The following is a 25,557-nucleotide window of genomic DNA, read 5'->3' as shown; positions in this document are numbered from 1 at the left end:
TTGTTCACCTTCAATTTGCTATGCTTCAGCTTTACTCGATAGCTAAATTAGGCTTCAGCAGCTGAAGCCCAACGTTGCATGTATGCATTATTTTAATTTATTATTCAAGTTTTACTGCATTTGAACCATTAGGGCTTTGTAAAAGCTCCTTCAATTTTTCCAATAAAAAAAAGCTATTGATTCCATTTCAACAATAGCTATAATAGTAAATTTTATCTCTTTAGGGCTTTAGCCGTCAAGTCTATCTCCATAAGCTTTTATATTTCCTCCTGAATTAGAACGTACGTGCTGATAGGCTTCAATTTGAAATTTTCCGAAACAGCTTCAAGCTCATTTATTCCTGCATATTGATCGTTTGCGATTACAGACCACCTTCCTTCAGGAAGATCCGCAATACAAACATCATGAAAAGGATTGATGAACACCAGTATTTGGTTCCAGCTTCCAAACTCCTTTACTTCCTGCAGTGCAAAACCTAAAACAGGCTTCCGCTCTTCTAGAATACGGAGATGCTTTCGAATCCTCTCTGCCTCTCGGAAGCGAAATGCTCCGTGTTTTTTGCGGATTGAGAGAATTCCCTTAATGTAATCTACATGGTCAACATATTTTTCTTTTCTGCTCCAATCCATCTGATTAATATCATTTGAAGAACGGTAGCTATTTCCCACTCCTTGCTTTGTGCGGAAAAATTCCTGTCCGCTGTGAAGAAATGGAACACCTTGAGCCAAGATTGTCATCACGGTAGACAATCGATGGCGCAGCATTAATTCGTGTTCATCTTCATCCGGAAAACAGGCTGTGATCTTATCCCAGAGCGTATGATTATCATGTGCCTCCACATAGTTAATGGACTGTTCAGGAGAGAGGAATAATCCCTTCTCATCCAGCATTCCAATACTTCCGCAAATCACTTCCGCAGCATCCTGGTAATAACCTGCATTTCCTAAAGCAAAGCCTTTATCGTATAAATGAAATGTACTGCCTTTTATTCGATCCCTAAATCGATCATTAAAATGAGCAATTCCCGGCATCTTAGACTGATTCCGCATACTTGCTTTCTTCTCTGCCGGTATAGGAGTATTCAACTCCCACCCTTCTCCCAATAAAAGAACAGAAGAATCGTTTTCAACCGTTTTTTCTCTAATCAGGTTCATGGTTTCAACATCAAGGATTCCCATCAAATCAAAGCGAAAACCGTCAACATAATATTCTTTTTGCCAAAACAATACAGAATCGATAATGAATTTCCTTACCATTTTCCGCTCTGAGGCAATGTCGTTTCCGACCCCTGTTCCATTTGATGGCATACCGAAAGCATCATGCCGAAAAAAATAGCCGGGAACAATCTTTTCAAATGAAGAACTTTCCCGTTCGTATACATGATTGTAAACGACATCTGTTATAACCCTTAAACCTAAAGAATGGACAGTAGATATTAATTCCTTCAATTCTATAATTCGTGCGTAAGGATCTCCGGGATCAGTTGAATAGCTGCCGTCAGGTACATTAAAATGAAGGGGATTATAGCCCCAATTATATTCGTTATTACTCTTTACTTCATCTACACCTGCAAAATCATGAAAAGGAAGAAATTGAATATGAGTTACACCAAGATCAGCAGCATATGATAATCCTGTCAATCCTCCATCACTGCTTTTAGTGTTTATTTCACCCGCACCATTATATAAACCTTTTTGACTTACACCGCTATCATGATGGATCGTGAAATCACGAATATGTGTTTCGTAAATAATGGCATCTACAGGACTGCTTAACGCTGGCAGCTCTCTTTTCGTCATAGCTGTCTTTTTCAAATCAACAATCACACCATGCTCTCCGTTTGGCGTAAGCGCAACAGCATATGGATCCACAGACTCCTGCCAGCGTAAATTAACGCACACAAGATACGTATATTTTCTTCCTTCCAGGTCGCCATCGATTGTCAGCTCCCAAACTCCTTTATCTCCTCTTTTCATCAGCTCTTCTTGTGAATCACTGCCATCATCATTAATAAGTCTCAGTTTCACCTTCCCAGCTGTTGGAGCCCATAGAGCAAAAGACGTCTTTTCCTTTGCATAAGTAAAACCCAATTTGCACTCTGTATAAAATAATTCATCAAATTCCTCTGTGCGAATGACGGCACCTATTTGTAAATCAGTTTCATTTCCATGTTCATCTTCAATCCAATACTCCGATCCAATATCTATACTCTGATCCAGTCTGCAAGAATACTTTACATACTCCTCAATTGGCTCGCTGCCAAGCAATTCAAGCTGGACTCTTTCTTGATCTTTTTTGATGAAAAACGCAGCTGATTTTCCTTCATAATAATCATAAGGAAGCAGGATGGTTATTAAGCTGATTTCATCTAAATATGCTTCAAAATCTCTTTCAATCTTAATCAACACTGCCGAACCTCCTCTTTTTCCTTCTGATTAATTCCATTCAAAACTTGTACTTGCCGCGGCAAAAGAGCAACTGATATCGGGGTATTCCCGGCCGCCTCTCCATCTGCATGAACCGAAAGCTGGGAACGGGAGTCTAATTGAATCGACTTTCCCTTAAATATTTCAACACCTTTTATATGTACATGATTACCGGAAAAAACAGTTAGAAAAACAAATAAAAGCTTCAACCTGGACACATGATGAACAACGGTTATATCGAGCTTGCCATCTAGGGGAGAAGCCTTGGGCGCAATCTTCATACCTCCGCCGTAGTATGGCTGATTGGAAATCGCAACAAACCAAACGTTAGTATACTGATAGCGTTTACCGTCAATTGTTATATCTAATTCCGTTCTCTGGTATGTGAAAAGCCTTTTAAGCAATATCAATACATATGCCAGCTTGCCTAGTGAAAATACATTTAGCAGCTGTTTAAAAGGTGAATGGTTCGCCTCAAAAGCAACCTCCGCATCGAAACCGGCACCCATATTGTTAATAAAATAATTTGGTTCTTTATTGTTTTTTTCGTATATGACACCGATATCAACATATGTGCCTTTCTGATTTCTGATAGGCAATAACTCTTTTAAGGCTGTCATGGCATCACTGGAAACGTGAAAACCTTTTGAAAAGTCATTTCCTGACCCGCCTGGTATAAAGGCGATTTTTACATTCTTATATTTCACCGCGCCATTCATGACCTCGTGCATCGTACCATCACCGCCAACCACTGCAATGAGCACAGGTTTCCCCCGCTTCTGTTCTGCAATCTTCTTTGTCAGTTCGGCAGCATGGTTCTTTTCTTTTGTAAAATAAGCAATGTAAGAGACGTCTTCTGCTTTTAACTGTTCCTCAAGTTTTCTCCATATTTTAAGACAGCCCCCATTTTGCGCAGACGGATTCACGATACATATAAGCTGGTCAGTCTGCTCATTCATCCTGCTGCTCCCATTCCAGCCGTCGAATAGATGATGTTAGACAATATTGAAGCAGATGAGATGATGCTTTCATTTGAATATGCTTTAAAGGTGAACGCAGACCCCTCATACTCTGAAACCATTCTTCATATTTTCTTGATTCTATAAACTCAATATCGATTGGCGCTGCCGGGAAATCAATGTAACCATTTCTGCTGATGATTGCTTTTTTGATCGGCAATTCAATATCATGAAGTTTAAAAATTTGTTTAGCAATCTTTTCGGTCCGATTTAAGGCAAGCATCGGATTTAATATTTTCTTTTCGCCATTTTTACCGCGCTTTAGCCAAAAATGTTCCTGAGACCCCACAAACACTGTATTTTCCTCTTCTTCTAAGAAGCTGATGCACCATAATTCAGTCGGTGTGATGACCATCGTTTCTGTTTCGACCGGAGCATTTTTCAGCAGAAAAATCGGGCGGAATAAGACAAGAAAAGTGTCTGGAAAGCGCTGCAGAAAATACTTTAACTGTTCATTATAATAAAATGTTTTATCGACAAATGATTTTTCCATTAAGGTGGAACTCGCCCATTTCATTTGGAATCGAAAAATCTGATCGAGAAATTGCTGTTTTAAAAGTTCAAGTGAATGCGGTCTGCTGCTATAAGTAACACTGAATTCCAGCTGTTCAGCTTGGTCTTGATCTTGATTTTGCTTTTCGCCGCTTGATTCCGCAGCATGTACCTCCATCAATTCTTCCGCTTTGCGATCATTTTTAAAAAGCCCTTTCAGTTTCTGCAGAATCTGCTTTTCCTCTGCTTCAGGCGTCCAATTTTCTTCCAATAAAGCTCTTTCAAAGAAAGGTGATGGCTCATCTTTGTTTTCCCAGGCTGCCTGCAGTTTTTCCCATTGCTGCTTTTTGAGCCTGACATATCTGGAAGGATATAAATATATATTCTGCTCATATCTTGACACATAGTCTTGTAATTTAATTAATTGTCCCATTTCTGCCCCTGCCTTGTTTCTTTTATTCTTAGGCTATTTTTCGTTTTTTTAAATGCGCAAACTTACTGCATGGTATTCGCATAACTGCCTATATCTCATTATATATCTACCGTAACGGAAAAATGGCTATTCTTTCGTATTTTGGTGTTTGATGCATATTTGTTTTGTATAACACAACTTCCTTTGCCATAAACATCCATTCTTTAGGCTCAAGAAGTTCTTTTGAATAGGCTGACTGATCTTGCCATCTTCTTGCCACTGTTATATGGGGCTTGAACGGACGAGTCTCGAGCTGGAAGTCTGCTTTTAAACAAGCATCGTATACTCTCTTTCTCACCGTATGCAAGGGCGGGCTTTCTTTCAATCCCGCCCAAAATATGCGCGGAGAATCAGCTTGGCCAAATACACCAAGCTTATCTATATGTAATGAAAAAGACCCTATTTCTTCCTGCTGCAGAGAACTCCTCACTAGATCGATCGCTTCTGCCAGCATGTTTTGCTCCGCTCCGCCAAGAAAGGCAAGTGTAATATGATAGTCTTCCTGGTGAACCCATGTTTTAAATGGAAGGTTTACTTTATATGTTTCAAAATAACTCCACATTTCCCTTTTTAGATCTTCTGGCAAACTTAAAGCAAAGAAATAATGATCTCTTCCCACAAAATAACCTCCAAAATACATTTTTTTCATTTTAGCAGATGAAGGAGGCAGTTTCCAAAAAGGCTGGGTATTTTATTCTGTGCTGCTTATTACTACTTTCGGAAAGAATAAAAAAACTCCTCCTAGAATATCTAGAAGGAGTCTCTATCCTTACATAATCTTCCCGCACTGTTCTTCGATCTCTTGCTGGAACAGCTCTTGCAGTTTCTTTGTTACCGGTCCAGGCGCACCTGCTCCGACTGGCTTATCATTGATCTGAATGATCGGCATAATTTCAGCTGTGGTACTTGATAAAAACACTTCATCAGCCTCTGATAGGTCAGTAAGTGTGAAGGCTTCCTCTGCAAATGGAATCTGATTTCTTTCACACAGATCAAGAAATACTCTTCTTGTAATTCCATTTAGAATGAGATTTGTAGCAGGGTGTGTAAACACTTTGCCGTCCTTAACAATAGAAATGTTGGAGGCACTGCCTTCTGTCACCGTTTCGCCTCGGTGCTGAATGGCTTCAAAACAGCCTGCTGCAACTGCTTCCTGTTTAGCTAAAAGATTGCCAAGAAGATTTAAGCTTTTCACATCGCAAAGCAGCCAGCGAACATCTTCTTTTAATAGAGCTTTCACTCCGTTATCCATGTTTTCAGAAGGACGTCCGACATGTTTAATATTTGCGGTAAAACCCGGTACAATTGTTTCAGCGGGGAACGGATGATTCCTAGGTGAAACCCCTCTTGTGAACTGCATATAGATCGTTCCAAGTTTTAAATCATTCTTGATGATCAGCTCTGCAAGCTGTACTTTAAGTTCTTCAACGGAATAGGGAATCTTCAGACCAATTTTCTCTCCGCTCACATGGAGGCGTTCTAGATGTTCATCTGCCGTAAACATTTTTCCATTATATACGCGAATAACTTCATAAACACCGTCACCAAATTGAAAACCTCTGTCCTCAATATCTACTTTTGCTTGTGAACGTTCTACGAATTCTCCATTAACAATGACATATTCCATTTTTCCAGCACCCCTCACTAATAATTGCCAACACCCTTTAAAGCACTAAACTTTCTGCTATCTTAACAGCCTATTCTCTTATTTGGCAAGCTCAAAAATAGCATGAGCATAAATCGCGGCAGCCTTCACCAGATCCTCAATATACATATATTCATCCTTTTGATGGGCAATGTCTTCTCTTCCAGGGAAAAGCGGACCAAAGGCAACTCCAGATTTTAACGACCGTGCATATGTGCCGCCGCCGATTGAAAGCAGCTCCGGTTCTTCCCCTGTCTGTAATTGATACACCTTTTTGAGTGTTTGAATAAGAAAATCATCTTCAGCAACATGATGAGGTTTTGAATCTGAAAAATTTTCAATGGCAAACTGATTTTCTTCTAATAGCTGGTCCAGTTTTTCTTTTGTTTGATCCATCTCATTCGTAACAGGGTATCTAACAGTTAAACCAAGACGGCCGCCATCTTCTTTTGTATAAGAGAGTTTTCCAACATTAACGGTTAATTCGCCTGTGATATGATCCTCAAACGCAATTCCAAGCTTTTTCCCGCGTGAATCGCCGCAGAAATAGCGGTTTGTAAATGTAATAAAATGCTGAGATTCTGCATCAAGCTGAATACCCGCAAGGAAATTAGCCATCAGCAAGCCGGCATTCTTCCCATTTTCAGGCTCTAATCCATGAGCAGATACGCCTTGAAGTTCTAAAATTAACATTCCATTATCCATATAATATTTACCTTCTAGATCTCCATCCCGAAGAAAATCAGAGTACTTTTGCACAATCTCGGTTGGTTCAAAGTGGATCAGCAATGAAGCCTTCGCAAAATCAGGGACCATATTATATCTCAAGCCTGAATGAAAGCTGTTCACTTCTGCCTGAACATTTTCAGCTTCCTTCAGTTCCTTTTTCAGCTGCACAATATCGAAATCGGAGATCCCTTTCTCCGCATAAATGATTGGAAAATCAGCGTCTGGTGCAAATCCAAGTGTTGGCATTTCTTCATGCTTAAAATAATGATCCACACAGCGCCAATTGCTTTCTTCATCTGTGCCTATAATCATGCGAACTCTTTTGGAAAGAGGCAAGTCCAATTCCTTCACAATCTTCATCGCGTAATAAGCTGCCATTGTTGGTCCTTTATCGTCAATTGCTCCTCTGGCAAAAATTTTGCCATCACGAATTTCAGCTCCAAAAGGATCACTTGACCACCCATCACCTTCTGGAACAACATCCACATGACATAGAATTCCGACGATCTCTTCTCCTTCTCCAAACTCTAAATGGCCTGCCAGATTGCCGACATTTTTGGCTGTAAAGCCGTCCTTTTCACCAAGTGTCAGCATGAAATCCAGTGCCTCTTTTACCCCTTGTCCAAGCGGCGCATCTTTCGCTGCATTTTCTTCGTCCAGCACACTTTTAATTTGCAGAAGACCTTGTGTATCCTTAATCAGGCTTTCTTTTCGATTATTAACTTCCTTGTTCCAGTCAAGCACATTCATGATTCATCCTCCTCGAAATCTTTATATGTATTTTTTATAGGTTTTTCATTCTCATCACATTATAAAACAAAACGATGAAAATAGTTGATTATTGCATTTGATACAGTATAGAGAAAGAGGAATATATAAACAATCCCACTGAGGAGATTCCGATCAGCAGCAAAATCGCAATAAAGTATAAAATCAAAATCGTTCTTTTTCTTGCTTTAAAGTAATCATCAGCTTCTGTATATTTCTTTGTAATTGGATTAACCTGAAAGACTTTATCCCAAACAGACTGAAGCCATGTATACATCATGAACAAGTAAGCGAAAAAGATAATGGATTTAATCCACATCGGCGGTATAACAACTATAGCGGCCGCACCAACGGACGTCATCTGAAAATAACTGAGCCAATAAGAGAAATTACGTATAAATGCCTTTATAAATAGTTCTGTAAACCCATTTGCCTTTGTTCTCTTTTGGAACATCCTTTTCGATCTTCTAAATAAAAGAGGACGTTTCCTTTTTGTGATGACAGGCTTCTCTACATCCTGAGAAATGGTAAAAATCATATTTATACCTGAGTTTTTGCTGTCTTGTCCCATCTTGATGTCATGATCAATCGTTGAAATGCGCTGCAGCGCCCGATAGGAAACGATCACACTGCCAACCAGCAGGATAAAACTCAGACCAGCCAGTGCAAAATTCAACAGGTCTCCACCCACAAATAGAGAATAGGCACCCAGATGTATTCCGCCAAAAACAGCAAATAACCATATTCCTGTGAACATGCCGATCCAGCGGCTTTCTATCCTTTTCCAATAATATTTACAAATTAGGATCGTGGAGCGAAATGAAAATAAATAGAAGAATAATAAAAAAATTAGCCCGCTCCCAATATTAAATTTCAGAATAAGAATGGGTGAGAGAATAATCAGTATAGCAATTGTGCTCAAAGCCTCTGCTGCCAATGAATAACCATAGCCAAAAACTTTTACACCCAGAAAAAGCTTTCTTTTTTTCACTAAAAACAATTTATCTGCTTCTTCCACATATGTCTGAATATTGCCGTACCACGACAGCAGGAATAATCCGAAAAAGAAGATTGATAGAGGGAGAGGCTCTGCCCATGATGGCGTCTCCTGCCACCATGAAATAAATCTAAAAATACCAATAAGTATGGCTGGTATGATGATATAAACAACAACAGTCCAATCTGCCACAGTTCTCCAGACTTTGCGTTTGTATCGCTGGTTTTCCCTCAGTCTTCGAAGAAAAATACTGCTGCTATTCATTGGACTTACCCTCCGCTATTTGGTGAAAACAATCAAAGAGAGAAGCATTCGGCAAACTGCACTGCTCTCTTATGTCTGCCAATGTGCCTTCCGCCTGCAGCTGTCCTTCATGAATCATTAAGAAACGGTCACAAACCTTTTCTGCTGTATCCAAAACATGTGTTGACATTAAAATTCCCGCGCCTCTTTTTCTTTCTTCTTCGATCGATTCAAGAAAAAGTTTCATTGCATTAGGATCTAATCCGATAAATGGCTCATCAATAATATAAATATCCGGGTCTGTGATCATCGATAATACTAATATAGCTTTCTGCTGCATTCCCTTTGAATATTTTCCAGGAAATTCATGGGCATGCTCTGCTAATTTATATTGCTGCAGCAATTTATTCGCTTTCTCTTTATATGTGCGATCATCCAGTCCTTCTACTGCTGCAACAAAATCAAGGTGCTCCCATAATGTTAATTCATCGTAAAAAATGGGCCGCTCAGGAATGTAAGAATACGTTGCATTTTCTTTAAATAATATTTCTCCATCTTTATAGGGCAAGAGTCCAAGCAGTGTTTTAATGGTTGTACTTTTTCCAGCACCATTTGGTCCAATCAGTCCGATGAGCTCGCCCCTCCCGATTGCAAAGTCAATATCCTTTATTTTTGCTTCATCTTTTTCATAGCCAGCAGCTCTAATATTTACTTGTAATAGATTCATTCATTTCCCTCCCTATCATTTATACGAATTAGAAAAGAAATGGTTTTGGTAAATTTGTATTTTTTTGATAATGATATAAATAATTAACTGATTTCGCTTAGTATGCAGTCCGTTTCACATACACTGCCGAGTCTAGCTTTCCCAAGCTGAAAAACTGAGCCTTCTCGGCACGCCTACGGGTCTTACCCTTTCAACAAGACCGTGCCACCTGCGCTGCGGACTCTTGCTTTCCGAGGGGAGGAAGCTGAGCCTCCTCGGGACGCCTGCGGGGTCTCACCCTTTCCTCTATTTCCCTCCGGAGTCGAGATCCTCCGCTCCATTTCACTCATGTTAAAAAGATATATTTTAAAATAACAAAAAAACTGAATGATTAGAAAGATGAACTTCCTAACCATTCAGTTCTATGGTCGTGTTAAATACTTATGTCCATGCCACTTTAGTTCTCAAGATCTTGTCTGTTTCTTAATATAGCCTACTATTCCAACAATCCTTCACTTTTTAAGTAATCCTCAGCTACTTCCTCAGGGCTTTTGCCTTCCACATTCACTTGGTAGTTCATTTCGCGCATTTCAGCATCTGTGATTTTGCCAGCTAGTTTGTTTAATGCATCAACCACTTCGGGATAAGCTTCTGCTGTTTCCTCTCTCAATAGAGGTGCTCCCTGATAGGGTGGAAATAGTCCTTGATCATCTTCCAGCACTGTTAAACCATATTGCTCGAGTTCACTGTCTGTTGAATAGGCATCAACCATATTGATTTCTCCATTTTCAACAGCCTGATAACGAAGCTTCGGTTCCATTGTTATGACTTCTGGAAACTCGATGCCATATAGCTCCTGAATGCCCAGGTATCCATCCTCCCTGTCTGCAAACTCTAATGTGAAGCCTGGTTTAATCTGCTGCTGCACAGGAATGACATCTGAGATTGATGTGATTCCATATTGATCGCTCACCTCTTTGGGAACTGCCAGTGCATACGTATTGTTATAGCTCATTGGCTCTAATAAAGTCAGATTATATTGTTCCATCATGCCTTCTTTTGCCTGTTCATACACTTCTTCTCCATCTGTGCTCACTGCCGTTTCTTTCAGGAATTCTGCAATCGCTGTACCCGTAAATTCTGGATACACATCAATATCTCCCGATTGCAAGGCATTAAATACGAAAGAAGTTTTACCAAAACCAGGTTTTAACTCGACCTGGAGATCTGTTTCATCTTCAATCAGCAGCTTATACATATTTATAAGGATTTCTGGTTCAGCGCCAAGCTTCCCCGCGATTACAAGATCACTTTCTTCCTCAGCAAAAATTAGAGGTGAAAGAATAATTAACAGTGCTGCTGCAGCCATAATGGTAAAGGCAGTGACAGACTTTTTAAAGGATAATTGCTCAATTTTTTTCAAGATAAAATCAAAAAATAAAGCTAACAGTGCTGCTGGTACAGCACCTAAAATAATGAGCAGGATATTGTTTCGGTCAATTCCAAGCAGTATAAGATCTCCCAGACCTCCTGCACCAATTAAAGCAGCCAAAGTGGCTGTTCCAATAATCAGGACCATTGCCGTTCGAATTCCCGCCATTATAACCGGCATTGCAAGCGGCAGCTCAACTTTTCCAAGTCTTTGATATGTATTCATACCCATGGCACGTGCAGCTTCCAAAAGGGAAGGATCTACTTCTTTTAAGCCTGTATAGGTATTTCTTAGAATTGGCAGCAGTGCATATGCAACCAGTGCAATAATGGCAGGCACACGGCCGATGCCAAATAGCGGAATTAATAAACCAAGCAGAGCAAGCGATGGAATGGTCTGCAGAACTGCCGTTATCCCAATGATGCTTTCGGCAAGTCTCTCCTTCCGTGTTAAAAAGATTCCAATCGGAATTGCCAGCAATACTGCAAAAAAGAGCGCGATAAACGAAATTTGCATATGTTCAATCAGCGCTTGAAGAAGCTCTCCCCTTCGATCTGAAAATACATTCATAAAATCATTCACTTAAGCTTCCCCCTTTTACCGCAACACTCGCCAGGTAGGCAATAACTGCCTGCCGGTCAATGTAACCGAGTGCTTGATCATCTTCTATTATGACAACCTGCTCATCCTCTTTTAAGGTATGAAGAAGCTCTTGTATCGTAAATCCTGTATGTATTTTCCTAACAGTCGACAGCTCTATTTCTGGAGAAAGCGGTGATAGAAGCTCTTCCAAATTGATAGGAGTTTCATCATTACTTCTGCCAATAAAGCTTTTTACAAATTCATTTTGCGGTGCATTCAGAAGTTCTTCTGGTGTGCCGATCTGAACCATCTTCCCTTCATTCATAATACCGATGCGATCGCCAAGCTTCAGAGCTTCGGATATATCATGTGTAACAAAAACAATTGTTTTCTTTATCGCTTTTTTCAGCTCTAAGAGATCATCTTGAAGCTTTTCCCTGCTAATCGGATCCAGCGCACTGAAAGGCTCATCCATTAAGATCAGCTTCGGATCCGCTGCCAAAGCACGCGCCACCCCGATTCTCTGCTGTTGTCCGCCAGAAAGCTCATTAGGCTTTCGGTCCTTAAATTCCTCTGGGTTCAATCCCACCATGGCCAGAAGTTCTGATACTCTTGCTTGTATATCCTGCTCATTCCATTTTTTCAGCTGAGGTACAATAGCGATATTCTCTTCAATCGTCATATGCGGAAACAGAGCAATCTGCTGCAGCACATAGCCGATATTGTAACGCAATTTATGTATATCATAATCAGTTATTCTTTTATTATCGATCAAAATGGTACCGTCAGACGGATCAATCAAACGATTCATCATCTTCAGTGTCGTTGTCTTCCCGCAGCCGCTCGGTCCAATTAAAACAAAAAACTCCCCCTCCTCAATGGCAAAATTGAGATCATTCACAGCTACAGAACCATCATATTGCTTTTTAACATCCTCAAAACGGATCATCACTCACAGCCCCTTTAATATTTAACACACATGAAAAAACAGGGACCCATGCTTGTGCTTTTCATACATAAATGTAATATGATCAGCCATCCCCTTATATTTTATAAGTATGATCAATTGTTTCTTCCTATATGTCATTCTATATTTACTCTATCACTCTTAAATGGATTGCAAAAATGTAAAGCCTGCAGACTAACCAATTCCACAAAAATGATAAATGAATAATGTATCCAAATCTTCATAAAGTGAATTTTTTTCTTGCTAACTAACTTGTTTATAATTCTTTTATCCTTATTACTATTTTTATAAACGTCAGAAGGTACAAACTAATTTCTATATTAGTTTAAAACTGCATAAATAAAGAAAAAGCCAGAGGAATTCCCCTGGCTTTCTGTATGTTGTTTTAATCGTTTGCGAGCAAGGCAGCGACATCATTATATCCATATTCCATAGCATAGTCATATGCTGTAGAACCCGAAGCGTCGATGTAGGCTGAGTCGGCGCCATAGTTCAACAGTTGTTCAGTCAGTTCCGCGTTGCCATTTGCAGCAGCAGTAATTAATGGAGTAGAATCTGTATAATCTACTGTATCAGGATTTGCACCAGCTTGAAGAAGCACCTCTGCAGCTTCAAGATTATCTCCATATACAGCCCAATGCAGAACAGAAGTATCCTCAGAGTCCACAGCGTCTATATCCTCCCCTTCCTCGATTAAAGTGAGAATGGAAGCTGTATCATTATTAAAGGCAGCATCCATAAGGGGCGTAACGCCTTCAACAGGGATTTCTTCTCCAGTAAAACTATAATCCTCTTCATATAAGGAATCCGAAAAGAGATCGAGCTTTTCCAGTTGGCTTATTGAAAACCAAACTGCAACACTTAAAAGAATGAATACAAAAAATGAAATAATGACTCCAATAACAACCTTGCCTTTTGATTCTTTTAGAACAGGCGTCATTTCACTCGAGAAGAAACGTGACAAAGCATATAATCTTTTTGGCAAATGCGGATGAGTTGAGAGTTTTTCATTTAACCAGACAAAAAATCCGCTTTCAGTTTCCAGTTGCTTCATATATGCTTCTTTGTTTACTTTCGGATACAAGCTGGAACCAATGGCAAGCATCGTAAGTGCGTCCTTAGCGGCTTCATATGATTGTACATAATAAGCAGCATAGCGATCACAAGTATATTCACAAGCACGCGAATAAGCTGTCCCCAAGAACGGCACCCACATTGCTGGTAAAATAAGCGTATTGACCAGCACATGGTTTCTCTTTAAGTGGGCGAATTCATGTGCCATCACAAACAGTACTTCTTTCTCCGCGCCTCTTTCTGCCATCTCAAAAATACTGGAATATAAAACAACCATATTTCTTCTGAAAAATCTGGTGGCAAAAGCATTTAAAACGCCTTCTGACTCCATAACATAAATATCAGGAACAGATTTCAGTTCCATATCTGCAGCCGTTTGTGCAGCCAGCTCATATAATCTTGGAAACTGCTCCTCACTAAGCTTTACGGCATTCCTTCTAATACCAGCCATCATAAGACCTTGAAGAAAAACAGAAAGCAAAAGTAAAACGACTATAATTGCTATACCTATGATTGAAACAGCAAGAAGCACATACGTTAAAATACTGAATAATATTACAAGTGCAAAATAAATATTTTCCTTAGGATGCACTAATTGCTGACGTAATGATTGATCCATACCATTCTCCTTCTATCATTTTTTTACAATACTTATCGATTATAGAATAATATACAGCAGATGGAAATAGTGTTTTTTAATTACTTTTTACATTATCCTGACAACATATTTTCCGAAATTTTCAGACATATTTTAAGCCTCTCCAGCCATATAGATGTATTAGAAGGACATTGAGAGGAGGTTTCAGCAAGTTTTGTTAAAATTCGATTAATATTTTGCGTCTAAGTGGAAATTATCAGACAATGAGGGTACAATTAGGATAGTAGTACGACATCTTAGATTGTGTGACATTTTGTAAAGGGGTTGTCTGAGGAAAAAAACTACATATGCTTGAAGGACACGTTTCTTCTTTGAAGGCTGTCGGTTGCAGAAATTTTGCCATTGGTTTGAAAAATGGATAGGGAGTGGTTTTTTGAAACCTTCGACTAACCGGATGTTAAACCGTATCAAATCCGTTTACATGTTTATCAGCAAACACGGAACTGTAACAACTCAGGAGCTTGTAGAGGAATTTGGTATAACACCTCGAACGATACAAAGAGACCTTAACGTCTTGGCCTATAACGACTTAGTTAAAAGTCCAAGCCGGGGCAAATGGACGATTACACAAAAGAAGGTGAAGATGTCATCTTAAGCATCACAACACATAAATTATAACCATAAAAAAATCGCCTAAATGGATAGGCGATTTTTTCTGCATTCCTATATATTACGATTCGTACGATAATAGCAATTCAAGCTCATCATCCGTTAATTCCCGATATTCACCAAGTTCTAACGAAGGATCAAGCTCAAGCGGTCCCATTGACATTCTTTTCAAATACATCACACGTTTTCCAACCGCTTCAAACATTCTTTTCACTTGATGGAATTTTCCTTCTGTGATCGTCAGTTCAATATCCGAAGTAAGACCAGATTTTAATATTTTTAAGGTGGCAGGCTTCGTTTCATAGCCATCATCTAAGATGACACCTTTTTTAAAGGCTTCCTGGTCCTCCTCTGTTACTTCAGAGTTAATGACAGCAAAATACGTTTTTGGAACATGCTTTTTTGGCGATAAAAGTTTATGTGAGAGCTGACCGTCATTAGTCAAAAGAAGTAAACCTTCCGTATCCTTATCTAAACGGCCTACTGGAAAAGGAGAAAAAACAACATCTTCTGCTTCTAAAATATCAATGACCGTTTCATGCCGGGTATCCTCTGTAGCAGAAATAACCCCTTGCGGCTTGTTCATCATCAGATAGATATATTCCTTATATTCTACTTGTTCTCCATGAATCATCACTATATCATTCTCAGGGTCCACATGCTGTTTTCCGTCTTTAACAGCCACCTCATTAATGGTTACAGAACCATTTTTCAAAAGCTTCTTTACATCCTTACGGCTTCCGTAGCCGAGATTTGCAAGCATCTTATCAATTCTCATGAAACTGATCCTCCTTCCTCCATTATTTTAATTTCAATTTGCTTAACAGACGATCGACTTTGTCACCAAAGAGGAAGTACACTAGTCTCGATTTAATTCCGAGGTAAAAATAAACTCCCGATCCGATTACACCGCAAAGGATTACAATCATAACAGACTGAGCAACAGACTCTGGTGATAAAAAGATCGTTAACACTTTATATAAGAAAAACGTAATAGCTAACATAATGCCTGTAAAAATAACAATTAGCAGGCTTCTTCTAAAAACGAACCGAAAACGGTATCCAGAGAATTTCTTTATCACATAGAAATTAATAGTGATAGCTGTTAAATAGCCAATAGCAGTTGCATAAATGGCCCCCTCTGTTTGCATCCAACTGATGAAAGGGACATTCAGGCTCAGCTTGACTAAAATTCCAACCAGCAAGCTTAAAACAGTAAATCGCTGCTCATTGATTCCCTGCAGAATAGCTGCGGTCACAGAAAACAATGCGAATAAAACAGCAACCGGAGCATATGTACGCAGAATTGCTGCACCTTCTATATCTGCTGTATAAAATAGCGTATAAACAGGTTCTGCCAGCAAAGCGACACCAACAGCTGCAGGCAATGTCAGAAAGAGCATAACCTGTAAGCTTTGATTCATCTGCCGATTAAGTGAAGCCTGATCTTCATCCACAAATGCTTTTGTGATACTTGGAATCAGTGTTAGCGAGAACGAAATCGCCAGTGTCACTGGAATGATAACAATTTTATGGGTTTCAAAGTTTAAAATGTTCAAAAGATATTCTGATTCATTTATATCAATTCCAATGCCATCCATAGTTCTATTAAACGTCATCAAGTCAATCAGCTGAAATAAAGGATTAGCAACGCCAACAAAGATGAATGGAATAGAATAAATAATGATTTCTTTGTACATGTCCCTTAGGGAGATATCTGCTGTGCCCCTATCATGCTGCTGCAGCTGATCCAAATGCGGCTTTCTTTTATACCAATACCAGAATAAGACGGAAAGACCGCCAATTCCTCCAATAAATGCTGCAAATGTAGCGACACTAGCCGCCTCCACAATAGATCCATCCATCATGTAAAGTACAACATAAGCTCCGCCAAGCAAGAAAACAATACGGACAATTTGCTCCACTACTTGTGAAACCGCAGATGGCCCCATAGACTGATGCCCTTGGAAAAACCCGCGAATTAAGCTCATAAAAGGAATAATAATAAGCGCAAAACTGACTGCACGTATAACTGTTACCGTTTCCTCAAGCTTCTGGTTCTCTTTTGCATCGGTAAACACTGCCGCAAACTCAGGAGCAAAATACATAAGGATCGCAAACCAGATGATCCCGCTTGCCAGCATAACCCAAATGCCTGATTTAAACAGCCGCCTGCCGACTGAGTATTCTTCAATAGCATTATATTTGGCAATAAACTTAGAAATAGCAAGAGGAATACCAGCGGTGGACATACTTAGAAAAATGGTATAAGGAACATATGCGTATTGATAAAGGATCGTTCCCTCAGGCCCTACAATACGAGAAAATGGGATCACATATAATAACCCCAGGAGCTTAGAAACAAAAGTACCAAGTGTTAAAATAAACGTACCGCGCAATAGCTTCGAAGACATAAAACCCCTACCCTTATCAGAAAAGCGGAAGGCGCTTGCCCAGGGGCGACACCTCGAGCCCCTAGCGCCTGCAGCTAGACACTGTTTTTTAAGAAAAGCGGAAGCGCCTTGCTTCGTGTTTCTTAGTTATAATCAAATAAACTTGGCCAATAGCCAAGTGTAATTTCTAAACATGCATAAATCTAGTGCTTCCATTTTTTTTGGCACACTATTTGTAGTGTACTCTTCTTTTTTACAGAATGCTACTTTCAACTGGAAATTTCCTTCTTTATTTTTATGATTGTGACAAATAAAGTATAATAAAAGATGTTGCATATAACGAATCAAAATAAGTTGGTGGATAGAATGAAATTTGACGTAATTGTAGTTGGCGGAGGACCATCTGGTTTGATGGCCGCAATTGGAGCAGCTGAGAACAAAGCAAAAGTGCTTCTTATAGATAAAGGTGAGAAACTTGGAAGAAAGCTGGCGATTTCTGGCGGAGGGCGCTGTAATGTAACAAACAGACTGCCCGTCGATGAGATTATTAAGCATATTCCCGGCAATGGAAGGTTCTTGTATAGTGCCCTCAATATCTTCAGCAATGAAGACATTATCGCTTTCTTTGAGAACCTGGGGATTCGCCTAAAGGAAGAAGATCATGGCAGAATGTTTCCTGTCAGTGATAAAGCACAATCTGTTGTTGACGCCCTTCTTAATAGGTTGAAAGAGTTAAATGTACAAATAAAAAAGAATAGTCCCATTAAAGATATTCATTACAAGAATGATTCTGTTCAATCAGTCGAGCTTCATAGCGGCGAAATTTTTGAGACTGAATCTATAGTGATAGCTGTTGGAGGCAAATCTGTCCCTCATACAGGATCAACCGGAGATGGTTATGCTTGGGCAGAAAAGGCTGGGCACACCATCACAGATCTTTTTCCAACAGAAGTACCGCTCACTTCGTCTGAATCTTTTATTAAAGAGAAAACGCTGCAGGGGTTATCTCTTCGAAGTGTTGCATTAAGTGTATTAAACCCTAAAGGCAAAGCGCTGATTACACATCGAATGGATATGCTTTTCACCCACTTTGGCATCAGTGGTCCAGCCGTTCTGCGCTGCAGTCAATTTGCTGTTAAAGCTATGAAAAAAGAAAAAGGGCCCGTGACGATGAGTATTGATTGTATGCCCGATGTAAAAGAAGAGCCTCTCTTTCAGGATACAGTAAGAAAAATGAAGGAAGAACCGAAAAAAAGTATTAAAAACACACTTAAAGGTTTTATTCCGGAAAGATATTTGTTATTCCTTTTAGAAAAAAGTGAAATTGATCCTGCAGAACAAAATGCGACCATTTCAAATGAAAAGATCCGCACATTTATTAAGAATGTTAAATCCTTTCAATTCACAGTTAACGGCTCCTTGCCGCTGGATAAAGCATTTGTAACTGGAGGCGGAGTATCTGTTAAAGAAGTCGAACCGCAGACAATGGCCTCTAAGAAAATGAATGGATTGTATTTTTGCGGAGAAATTCTAGATATACATGGTTATACCGGGGGCTACAATATTACGTCAGCTCTTGTTACAGGCAGACTTGCAGGGACAAATGCTGCTTTATTTTCAAGGTAACCATTAACAAGCATAAATGGCCTAATGAATAATTCATTAGGCCTTATAAATAACCATTGCTGAAAAACAATAGATTTGTTCATCATCTTCCTCTTGAACAGCCGCCACATTATACTTTATATCGAGCAGCTTTTTTTCATCCATCTTCTCTAAGAACTTATTCATTTCAACCTCTAAATCCTTTTCATGTTCATGATCAAATAGTTTTACTTTAATCATTTGACCTCTCCCTCATTTGCCTTTTTTCCTCATTATGGTCAAAATTCAAACATAGTATTCTATTGTTTAACGAATATCACATTCCAAGAAATCAAGATGATTTATATTTAACATTTCCTATCTAACTTGCAATTACTAGCTTTTGGCTGGATTGGCTAGACCATGAGGTCCCTAGCGCTTGGAGCTAGACATAAACAAAGCACCCAAGTCAGTTTGGGTGCTTATGCTATTTATTCAGTTTCGCCGCTCCAGTCAAGCATGCCGCCTTTCATGTTGACGACCTTATAGCCTTGGTCCTGCAGGTAATGACAGACATTAGCGCTTCGTCCGCCAGAACGGCAGATAAAGATATATTCCTTTTCTTTGTCCAACTGATCAAGATTTTCAGGAATTGTCCCCATACGAATATGTTTTGCGCCAGGAATTATTCCCCCAGCAACCTCTTCATCCTCACGCACATCAATCAATTCAAGCTTTTCACCAGCTTTAAGCTTTTGTTCTAATTCTTCTGTTGTTATTTCTGGAATCATTTCACATACATCCTTTCTATTGCCGATTTCACTATTCCTATAGTAAAGAAAACTTGCCGACTGGCAAGCCTGCAAGGCACAGCCAGAGGCTTAGTTGCACTTATACTACATTCCTAAATGAGCCACAGCGCCGAAATTTATCCTTGCTGCTCATTTATAATACTGATAGTGTAAAAAACATTCCCTGAAAAAGCAATCAGGGAATGTTTTTTATTAATTTGCAACGATATTAACTAATTTTCCAGGTACAGCAATCACTTTTCTAACCGTTTTTCCTTCAATTTGCTCTTTGACCTTGTCATCATCCATTGCTATTTGCTCAAGGATGTCTTTTTGTGCATCTGCTGGAACCATTAGCTTTGCTTTTACTTTTCCATTCACTTGTACAACGATTTCAACTTCATCGTCTGTCAGTTTTGCTTCATCAAATGCCGGCCAAGACTCATACGTAACCGTACCGCTATGACCCAGCTTCGCCCAAAGTTCTTCTGCAATATGTGGAGCAATTGGAGAAAGCATTTTAACAAAGCCCTCTGCATAGCCTACTGGCAGATTTTCTGCTTTGTATGCATCATTGATGAAGACCATCATTTGAGAGATCGCTGTATTAAAACGCAGCCCTTCAAAGTCCTCAGTTACCTTTTTAACAGTCTGATGGTATACCTTTTCAAGCTCTCCGCCTTCTTCATTCCCTTTAATACGGGAGGATAGCTGACCATTCTCCTCAATAAATAGGCGCCAGATACGGTCAAGGAATCTTCTTGCTCCATCAAGACCATTTGTTGACCAGGCAATTGAAGCTTCCAGCGGTCCCATAAACATTTCGTATAGACGCAGTGTATCTGCTCCATGACTTGAAATGATATCATCCGGATTAACAACATTTCCTTTTGATTTACTCATTTTTTCGTTATTATCGCCAAGAATCATTCCTTGGTTAAATAGTTTTTGGAACGGCTCTTTTGTATGCACTACTCCAATATCATATAGCACCTTGTGCCAGAATCTTGCATATAGCAAGTGAAGCACGGCATGCTCCACACCGCCGATATAAATATCAACTGGAAGCCATTTTTTAATTTTTTCAGGATCAGCAATTTTTTCGCTATTTTTCGGATCGATATAACGAAGGTAGTACCAGCTGCTGCCTGCCCATTGCGGCATTGTATTTGTTTCACGTCTGCCTTTTTTGCCTGTTGCCGGATCCTCAACATTTAACCAGTCTTCAATATTAGCAAGCGGTGATTCACCTGTTCCTGACGGCTTGATTTCTGTTGTTTTAGGCAGAATAAGCGGAAGCTCTTCTTCCGGTACAGCTGTCATTGTGCCATCTTCCCAATGGATAATTGGAATTGGCTCACCCCAGTAGCGCTGGCGGCTGAATAGCCAATCACGCAAGCGGTAAGTAATTTTCTTCGTGCCAATCTCTTTCTCTTCAAGCCATGCAATCATTTTAGTAATCGCTTCTTCTTTGTTAAGACCATTTAGGAAATCAGAGTTCACATGCTCGCCATCGCCAGTATATGCTTCCTTGCTGACATCTCCGCCTGCCACAACTTCTACAATCGGCAATTCAAACGCTTGTGCGAATTCATAATCACGCTCATCATGTGCAGGTACTGCCATGATCGCACCAGTTCCGTAGCTGACAAGAACATAATCCGCGATCCAAATTGGCATTTTTTCGCCGCTTGCCGGGTTAATCGCATAAGCACCAGTAAAGACACCTGTTTTTTCTTTCGCTAGATCCGTACGCTCAAGATCGCTCTTCGATTTAATTTTCTCGATATATGCCTGAACTTCAGCTTTTTGAGCTTCTGTTGTAATTGAATCAACTAACGCATGTTCAGGTGCTAAAACGGCATATGTTGCACCAAATAGTGTATCAGGGCGTGTTGTAAACACAGTAAATGTATCGTCATGACCATCAATGCTGAAAGTCACCTCAGCACCTTCAGAACGGCCAATCCAATTGCGCTGCATATCTTTTAGACTTTCAGGCCAATCAAGATCATCTAAATCGTCAAGAAGACGATCAGCATACTCCGTAATTTTCAATACCCATTGGCGCATCGGTCTGCGTTCTACAGGATGCCCGCCACGCTCACTTTTTCCATCAATTACTTCTTCATTTGCTAAAACAGTTCCTAGTGCTGGACACCAGTTTACCGCCACTTCATCGATATAAGCTAAGCCTTTTTCATAGAGCTTGATAAAAATCCATTGTGTCCATTTGTAATAGTCTGGATCTGTTGTATTAATTTCGCGATCCCAATCGTAAGAAAAGCCCAGTGCTTTAATTTGACGGCGGAATGTATTGATATTTTTTTCGGTAAATTCTGCAGGATCATTTCCTGTATCAATCGCATATTGCTCTGCTGGCAATCCAAATGCGTCCCAGCCCATTGGGTGCAGGACATTGTAGCCTTGCATTCTTTTCATACGAGAAAGGATATCTGTAGCCGTGTATCCTTCCGGGTGCCCAACATGCAAGCCGGCGCCTGATGGATATGGGAACATATCCAACGCATAGAATTTACGCTTGCCTTCTTCTTCGCTAGTTTTGAATGTTTTATTTTCTTCCCAATATTGCTGCCACTTTTTTTCAATCTCCTGATGATTGAAGTTCATGTCTGTTTCCTCCTAAATCATAATAACTGCTAACTATAAAGAACAAAAAATAGTTATTCCGCTTCAGGGTACTCGCTTTCCGCGGGGAAGTAGAGAGCTTGCTTGGCGAGTGCCTGCGGAGCTCACCTTCCCACTTCCGCTTTAGTTAGCTGTTGAAAAACAGCAAAAATAAAAAACTCCCGTCCCTTAAAAATAAGGGACGAGAGATATATGTATTATTACTCCCGCGGTACCACCCACATTAGTGACAAAGTCACCCGCTTCATTCATCCTTAACGCGGAATACGGCAAGCATTACTGAAGGTTCATGCTTGCTGCTCAAAAGGCGAGTTCATGATGTGCCAGGCTGACTTTCACCACCCGTCAGCTCTCTATAGGTCAAGGCAAGCGATCATTACTATTCCTTATCATAGCAGTTCAATATAAATATATTGACATTGTAATTTATTTCCCGCCAGGATGCAAGCAGGCTTTTCCAGAAGAAATATAGTACATAGGATATGCAGTGCTGATTAATGGTGTGACTGTGAGATGGCGTGGAATTTAGAAGCATAGCCAACAAGGGGGAGTACCGAAAGCCGTAATGGTTGATTAGATGCAGATAGTCGAGTTCGCCATAAGCGGAGAAATTCCCTTTATTTAAGATATTGCTCGAAAAACAGCTAAAATAGAGGGAGAAATTCCGACTATTCCTTCAAAACACATGAAAATGACCGATTTATCTGTACATAACCGGAAAAACTCCCCTTATTTTCTCCTAAAAAAGCTCCAAAATGCTAATAAGCGGAAAACCTCCGCTTATTTTATCTACTGCAGATGATTTCCGTGATCCAGTCTGGCTGGTACTTTCAGCAAAAGGTGCTCTAGTCATTGTGATCACAACCTTGAATAAAGTTTTTGGCTGAATCGTGTTCTAAGGTGATAAAAACACTGTTCCTCCACCTCACAAACGTATATCATGCGGAATTTTAGGCCAAACATATAGTGAGGATGTGATTCTAAATGAATGCGATCATGCTAGTCAATGAAAATCTAAGTTTACAAGGTTTATCAAAGGCAGAAAGCAAACAATTACAAATAAATTGCCTTACAAATTATATGAAAACACAACATTTAAAAGAAAAAACATTAAATCCTTATCAGCTTAATCCTTATTACACTATTCCCCATGCGCTTTTTTATGATATTAAAGAAACAAGACAGCCTGTAGATTATTTACTAATTCATTCATATGAAGCCATGCAGTCCTTCATCAGCATGTATCCAGCACGGTGGATCCTTTTGAAAAGCTTCTTCCGTCATACGATTTATATAGAAGATGACAGCCGCCTAGCTGATCTTTCTTAATCCTATAATGTAAAAAAAGGACGTGAAATGAAAATTCATTCAGCGTCCTTTTTTAAATTTATGATGCATGTGCAAGCTGTTTATTTTCCTTCAGTTTCCGGTCATAAATAAGCGTTGTAAAAATGGATACGACCAGAAGCACAATTAATAACATAAATAACATTGAAATACCGTAGAAGTCGACTAGTAAACCTCCAAGAAGTGGTCCGATCATGCGTCCGCCAGTTGCGGTGCTGTTGACAATTCCTTGATAAAAACCTTCTCTGCCTTTAGGAGCAAGAGAATTAGCAATGGTAGGAACTGCCGGCCAAATCAGCATTTCACCAATTGTTAAAATCACCATGGCTGCCATAAATGCTGAAAATTCCTGAGCACCTGCAGCAACACCAAATGACACAATAAAGATCACAATACCAATATTAATCTGAAGCTTTAATGAGCTGATCCGCTTAACCAATTGATTTACAATTGGCTGTCCCAATACAATCAGCGCACCATTTACTGTCCATAATAAACTATAGTGACTTAACGATATATTGAGCTCTTGTGTATAGGCAGAAATAGTGGATTGCCATTGTACATATCCAACCCAGCACAGTAAATAGCCAATACATAAGGTTAAAAGAGCATATAATTTTGTATGACTTTTAACTGCTCCGCTCTCAGCAATCACGGATGTCTGACTGCTGGCAGAAGCACTGATTCCTCTATAGCCGAACACAGCAATACATAAGAAAATAATATACATTAACGTATTTGCCGCAAAAATTAAATCAAATGAAAAGGATGCTACAATTCCGCCCAAGGCAGATCCAATCGCAACACCTAAGTTTTGCGCTACATAAATGGCATTAAATGCTTTCCTTCCGCCTTCCTTCCAGGCAGAACCGGCCATTGCATACATGGATGGAAACACAATACCTGAACCGAAACCAACAATGGTTAAGAAGATTACATAAGGCAAAAAGTCATTCCATAAAGACAGACCCATTAACGCTGAGACGGTTATGCCGATTCCGAGGAGTACAGACTTAAAACCGCCAATCTTATCAAAGAGCGTACCGCCGATCAGATTGCCGACAACACTTGCTCCCGCATTCAGCATGAGCACTATTCCAGCGACCGATAAGGATTTTCCTAAATGATCATGAATATAGATCGTATTAAGGGGCCATAAAAAACTAGAACCTGTTACATTCACAGCCATACCAATTACCAAAAGCCATACTACACGAGGCATACGCAACCTCCCTTATATATTTTAAAAGTTCATAAAAACCGTACTTTATTTCGAATTCCAAAGTAATTCTATGTCTTTTTTATATGTATTGCAATAGGTTTTATTACTTACATTATTTTCGGAATTTTACAAGAAAAAGGAAGTAAGCATGACCGTTTTATAAACATTGACTCAAAGCATCTTGTTCGGTGGTAAATGTTTGAATAGATCAGCATTTCGAGGTTTTAATATGATAAATGAGGCACAATGAAGTAGCCGGTTGTTTTCGCGATAAGATGAGGGGATTGGTTGCTTGTAGCCGTAATTACGACACCTTTTTCCATATACAGGACTATTGTGTCGCGTTTAGCTCGGAATCACGACTCTGTTTTCCATATACTGGATTATCGTGTCTTGTTTACCCCGTAATCACGACTCTGTTTTCCATATACTGGACTATCGTGTCTTGTTTACCCCGTAATCACGACTCTGTTTTCCATATACTGGACTATTGTGTCTCGTTTAACCCGTAATTACGACACCTTTTTCCATATACTGGACTAGTGTGTCTCGTTTAGCTCGGAATCACGACTCTGTTTTCCATATACTGGACTATCGTGTCTTGTTTAACTCTTAATCACGACTCCATTTTCCATATACTGGACTATCGTGTCGTGTTTACCCCGTAATCACGACTCTGTTTTCCATATACTGGACTATTGTGTCGCGTTTAGCTCGGAATCACGACTCTGTTTTCCATATACTGGACTATT

20 protein-coding genes and 1 other annotated feature are annotated in these 25,557 nt (G+C 39.7%); of the genes, 3 read left to right on the top strand and 17 right to left on the bottom strand.

Features of this window, described 5'->3' with window-relative positions:
• Positions 1-257 precede the first annotated feature (257 nt).
• The 11 genes from pulA to A6754_RS05945 all read right to left on the bottom strand — a co-directional run bounded on the left by pulA (position 258) and on the right by A6754_RS05945 (position 14,171).
• Positions 258-2,405 carry a type I pullulanase gene (pulA, locus tag A6754_RS05995; RefSeq protein ID WP_066451416.1) on the bottom strand — a complete coding sequence of 716 codons (2,148 nt, stop codon included), beginning with the start codon at positions 2,403-2,405 and terminating at the stop codon, positions 258-260.
• Positions 2,402-3,385, bottom strand: a complete 984-nt coding sequence (locus A6754_RS05990; protein ID WP_066442959.1) for a diacylglycerol/lipid kinase family protein — start codon at positions 3,383-3,385, stop codon at positions 2,402-2,404. The genes pulA and A6754_RS05990 overlap by 4 nt, the downstream gene beginning before the upstream one ends.
• Positions 3,378-4,370, bottom strand: a complete 993-nt coding sequence (locus tag A6754_RS05985; RefSeq protein WP_066442958.1) for a hypothetical protein — start codon at positions 4,368-4,370, stop codon at positions 3,378-3,380. Before A6754_RS05985 ends, A6754_RS05990 begins: the two co-directional genes overlap by 8 nt.
• A 106-nt stretch (positions 4,371-4,476) precedes the next feature.
• Positions 4,477-5,028, bottom strand: a complete 552-nt coding sequence (gene thpR, locus A6754_RS05980; RefSeq protein WP_257297417.1) for an RNA 2',3'-cyclic phosphodiesterase — start codon at positions 5,026-5,028, stop codon at positions 4,477-4,479.
• 150 nt (positions 5,029-5,178) lie between these two features.
• Positions 5,179-6,036: a D-amino-acid transaminase gene (gene dat, locus A6754_RS05975; protein WP_066442957.1), complete on the bottom strand. Its 858-nt coding sequence runs from the start codon at positions 6,034-6,036 to the stop codon at positions 5,179-5,181.
• 78 nt (positions 6,037-6,114) lie between these two features.
• Positions 6,115-7,533, bottom strand: a complete 1,419-nt coding sequence (gene pepV, locus A6754_RS05970) for a dipeptidase PepV (RefSeq protein ID WP_066442956.1) — start codon at positions 7,531-7,533, stop codon at positions 6,115-6,117.
• Positions 7,534-7,621: 88 nt separating this feature from the next.
• A complete protein-coding gene (locus A6754_RS05965) occupies positions 7,622-8,812 on the bottom strand; it encodes an ABC transporter permease (RefSeq protein WP_066442955.1) in 1,191 nt (396 codons plus the stop codon).
• The gene (locus A6754_RS05960) at positions 8,805-9,518 is read right to left on the bottom strand and encodes an ABC transporter ATP-binding protein (RefSeq protein WP_066442954.1); all 714 of its coding nucleotides are present in this window, start codon (positions 9,516-9,518) and stop codon (positions 8,805-8,807) included. Before A6754_RS05960 ends, A6754_RS05965 begins: the two co-directional genes overlap by 8 nt.
• A gap of 475 nt (positions 9,519-9,993) precedes the next feature.
• The gene (gene opuFB / locus A6754_RS05955) at positions 9,994-11,511 is read right to left on the bottom strand and encodes an osmoprotectant update ABC transporter permease/substrate-binding subunit OpuFB (RefSeq protein WP_066442953.1); all 1,518 of its coding nucleotides are present in this window, start codon (positions 11,509-11,511) and stop codon (positions 9,994-9,996) included.
• On the bottom strand, positions 11,504-12,460 hold the full coding sequence (locus A6754_RS05950) for an ABC transporter ATP-binding protein (protein ID WP_066442952.1): 957 nt from the start codon (positions 12,458-12,460) through the stop codon (positions 11,504-11,506). Before A6754_RS05950 ends, opuFB begins: the two co-directional genes overlap by 8 nt.
• A gap of 403 nt (positions 12,461-12,863) precedes the next feature.
• The gene (locus A6754_RS05945; protein WP_066442951.1) at positions 12,864-14,171 is read right to left on the bottom strand and encodes a M48 family metallopeptidase; all 1,308 of its coding nucleotides are present in this window, start codon (positions 14,169-14,171) and stop codon (positions 12,864-12,866) included.
• Positions 14,172-14,583: 412 nt separating this feature from the next.
• On the opposite strand from A6754_RS05945, the gene A6754_RS05940 reads away from it, so the two are divergent.
• Positions 14,584-14,805: a DeoR family transcriptional regulator gene (locus tag A6754_RS05940; protein ID WP_066451410.1), complete on the top strand. Its 222-nt coding sequence runs from the start codon at positions 14,584-14,586 to the stop codon at positions 14,803-14,805.
• Between the two features lie 75 nt (positions 14,806-14,880).
• On the opposite strand, the gene A6754_RS05935 is transcribed toward A6754_RS05940, so the two are convergent.
• Both A6754_RS05935 and A6754_RS05930 read right to left on the bottom strand, forming a co-directional pair.
• Positions 14,881-15,597 (bottom strand): pseudouridine synthase, encoded by a 717-nt coding sequence (locus A6754_RS05935; RefSeq protein ID WP_066442950.1) that lies wholly within the window; start codon positions 15,595-15,597, stop codon positions 14,881-14,883.
• A 22-nt stretch (positions 15,598-15,619) separates the two neighbouring features.
• The gene (locus A6754_RS05930) at positions 15,620-17,233 is read right to left on the bottom strand and encodes a putative polysaccharide biosynthesis protein (protein ID WP_066442949.1); all 1,614 of its coding nucleotides are present in this window, start codon (positions 17,231-17,233) and stop codon (positions 15,620-15,622) included.
• 345 nt (positions 17,234-17,578) lie between these two features.
• Between A6754_RS05930 and A6754_RS05925 the strand changes: the two genes are divergently transcribed.
• On the top strand, positions 17,579-18,838 hold the full coding sequence (locus A6754_RS05925; protein WP_066442948.1) for a BaiN/RdsA family NAD(P)/FAD-dependent oxidoreductase: 1,260 nt from the start codon (positions 17,579-17,581) through the stop codon (positions 18,836-18,838).
• 36 nt (positions 18,839-18,874) lie between these two features.
• Here the strand turns inward: A6754_RS05925 and A6754_RS05920 are convergent, their stop codons facing one another.
• From A6754_RS05920 to leuS, 3 genes are all read right to left on the bottom strand, one after another.
• Positions 18,875-19,057 carry a sporulation protein Cse60 gene (locus A6754_RS05920; RefSeq protein WP_066442947.1) on the bottom strand — a complete coding sequence of 61 codons (183 nt, stop codon included), beginning with the start codon at positions 19,055-19,057 and terminating at the stop codon, positions 18,875-18,877.
• Between the two features lie 230 nt (positions 19,058-19,287).
• Positions 19,288-19,587 (bottom strand): rhodanese-like domain-containing protein, encoded by a 300-nt coding sequence (locus tag A6754_RS05915; RefSeq protein ID WP_066442946.1) that lies wholly within the window; start codon positions 19,585-19,587, stop codon positions 19,288-19,290.
• A gap of 213 nt (positions 19,588-19,800) precedes the next feature.
• The gene (gene leuS / locus A6754_RS05910) at positions 19,801-22,218 is read right to left on the bottom strand and encodes a leucine--tRNA ligase (RefSeq protein ID WP_066442945.1); all 2,418 of its coding nucleotides are present in this window, start codon (positions 22,216-22,218) and stop codon (positions 19,801-19,803) included.
• A gap of 192 nt (positions 22,219-22,410) precedes the next feature.
• Positions 22,411-22,638: a binding site (T-box leader), on the bottom strand.
• Positions 22,639-23,220: 582 nt separating this feature from the next.
• On the opposite strand from leuS, the gene A6754_RS05905 reads away from it, so the two are divergent.
• The gene (locus tag A6754_RS05905) at positions 23,221-23,565 is read left to right on the top strand and encodes a hypothetical protein (protein WP_066442944.1); all 345 of its coding nucleotides are present in this window, start codon (positions 23,221-23,223) and stop codon (positions 23,563-23,565) included.
• A 58-nt stretch (positions 23,566-23,623) separates the two neighbouring features.
• On the opposite strand, the gene A6754_RS05900 is transcribed toward A6754_RS05905, so the two are convergent.
• The gene (locus A6754_RS05900; RefSeq protein WP_066442943.1) at positions 23,624-24,805 is read right to left on the bottom strand and encodes an MDR family MFS transporter; all 1,182 of its coding nucleotides are present in this window, start codon (positions 24,803-24,805) and stop codon (positions 23,624-23,626) included.
• Positions 24,806-25,557 lie beyond the last annotated feature (752 nt).

It is taken from the genome of Cytobacillus gottheilii, assembly GCF_001636345.1.
Classification (GTDB): Bacteria; Bacillota; Bacilli; order Bacillales; family Cytobacillaceae; genus Cytobacillus; species Cytobacillus gottheilii.
This window is presented reverse-complemented; position numbering and strand designations above follow the sequence as displayed.

Bases quoted from the DNA above. Each gene is read 5' to 3' on its own strand.
- A6754_RS05925 (WP_066442948.1), top strand. From the start codon at position 17,579: ATGAAATTTGACGTAATTGTAGTTGGCGGAGGACCATCTGGTTTGATG.
- A6754_RS05990 (WP_066442959.1), bottom strand. From the start codon at position 3,385: ATGAATGAGCAGACTGACCAGCTTATATGTATCGTGAATCCGTCTGCG.
- leuS (WP_066442945.1), bottom strand. From the start codon at position 22,218: ATGAACTTCAATCATCAGGAGATTGAAAAAAAGTGGCAGCAATATTGG.
- A6754_RS05950 (WP_066442952.1), bottom strand. From the start codon at position 12,460: ATGATCCGTTTTGAGGATGTTAAAAAGCAATATGATGGTTCTGTAGCT.
- A6754_RS05985 (WP_066442958.1), bottom strand. From the start codon at position 4,370: ATGGGACAATTAATTAAATTACAAGACTATGTGTCAAGATATGAGCAG.
- A6754_RS05920 (WP_066442947.1), bottom strand. From the start codon at position 19,057: ATGATTAAAGTAAAACTATTTGATCATGAACATGAAAAGGATTTAGAG.
- A6754_RS05960 (WP_066442954.1), bottom strand. From the start codon at position 9,518: ATGAATCTATTACAAGTAAATATTAGAGCTGCTGGCTATGAAAAAGAT.
- A6754_RS05965 (WP_066442955.1), bottom strand. From the start codon at position 8,812: ATGAATAGCAGCAGTATTTTTCTTCGAAGACTGAGGGAAAACCAGCGA.
- A6754_RS05905 (WP_066442944.1), top strand. From the start codon at position 23,221: ATGAATGCGATCATGCTAGTCAATGAAAATCTAAGTTTACAAGGTTTA.
- A6754_RS05900 (WP_066442943.1), bottom strand. From the start codon at position 24,805: ATGCCTCGTGTAGTATGGCTTTTGGTAATTGGTATGGCTGTGAATGTA.
- A6754_RS05930 (WP_066442949.1), bottom strand. From the start codon at position 17,233: ATGTCTTCGAAGCTATTGCGCGGTACGTTTATTTTAACACTTGGTACT.
- A6754_RS05915 (WP_066442946.1), bottom strand. From the start codon at position 19,587: ATGATTCCAGAAATAACAACAGAAGAATTAGAACAAAAGCTTAAAGCT.
- A6754_RS05935 (WP_066442950.1), bottom strand. From the start codon at position 15,597: ATGAGAATTGATAAGATGCTTGCAAATCTCGGCTACGGAAGCCGTAAG.
- dat (WP_066442957.1), bottom strand. From the start codon at position 6,036: ATGGAATATGTCATTGTTAATGGAGAATTCGTAGAACGTTCACAAGCA.
- A6754_RS05945 (WP_066442951.1), bottom strand. From the start codon at position 14,171: ATGGATCAATCATTACGTCAGCAATTAGTGCATCCTAAGGAAAATATT.
- pepV (WP_066442956.1), bottom strand. From the start codon at position 7,533: ATGAATGTGCTTGACTGGAACAAGGAAGTTAATAATCGAAAAGAAAGC.